Raw genomic sequence first — 989 nt, forward strand, 5'->3', positions numbered from 1 at the left:
GTTGGTCATTACCATCCTCACCATAAAGGCTGTTTCTCCCTGATGTATCTGTCAGAGTGTCGTTGCCATCTCCACCATAGAGGCGATCATTACCTTCATTGCCATTTAGCTGATCATTATCAGCACCACCACGCAATAAGTCGTTACCTAAGCCACCAGAAAGAATATCTTGTCCCGCATTGCCATAAAGAAGGTCTCTACCAGAACCACCATTTAGGGTGTCTTGACCGCTACCGCCATAGAGGCGATCATTACCTTCTTCTCCAGATAAGGTGTCGCTGCCTGAGTTACCATAAAGCTTATCTCGACCGGTACCGCCAAGAATTCTATCATTCCCTTCATCGCCGCTTAGGGTGTCATTATGTTCATAGCCATAAATTTGATCATCTCCGGCAGAACCATTGTAAACATCTTTTCTTGTTGTACCTTCAAAATTTTCACCGGGTATTTTATTTGCTGACGCTTTTTCATCTATTGGTTTGTTTTGAAGATTTTGCGGAATTGGTTTTCCTTTTAAGATTGGCAGAGGATTTACCGCAATATTAACTTCTTCAGTATTTTCTAGCGTTTGAATACTTCTTGGCTTAACTGCAATAATATCTGCGTTTTCAATAACTTCTTCTCTTTGTTGAGCAAATATATGTGACGTTTGATTTTCTGAATTTGCAGCGGGGGCAATATCGTTTAATTCATCAAGCATAAAATCTTCGTCGAAGATATAGTCGAAAAGATTATTTAAAGATGGGATGTCACTGAAGTTTGTCTCCGGAACACCTTCTTCCAAAAGGTAATTGACAATTTTTGTTAAAGTAAAAGTCGTACCATCAGCAAAGGTAAATAAAATATTATCGCCAGAAACAGCTATAATGGCCATTTCTGGATCGAAGTCGGTAAGTACAGAGTAACCAGGGATGTATTCAAGTAAGCTTTGTTCTGAAAGAGCTTCGTAATGAAGGATAATAACCTTGTTACTGTTGTTTACAATAATA

At 39.0% G+C, this 989-nt stretch carries 1 protein-coding gene; it reads right to left on the reverse strand.

Annotated features, from left to right (window positions below; translation table 11 throughout):
* Positions 1 to 989 (reverse strand): calcium-binding protein (locus tag E1160_RS00055; RefSeq protein WP_268890591.1); only part of this gene is annotated, 989 nt, incomplete at both ends.

Source organism: Curvivirga aplysinae (assembly GCF_009711445.1).
GTDB lineage: Bacteria > Pseudomonadota > Alphaproteobacteria > UBA8366 > Aestuariispiraceae > Curvivirga > Curvivirga aplysinae.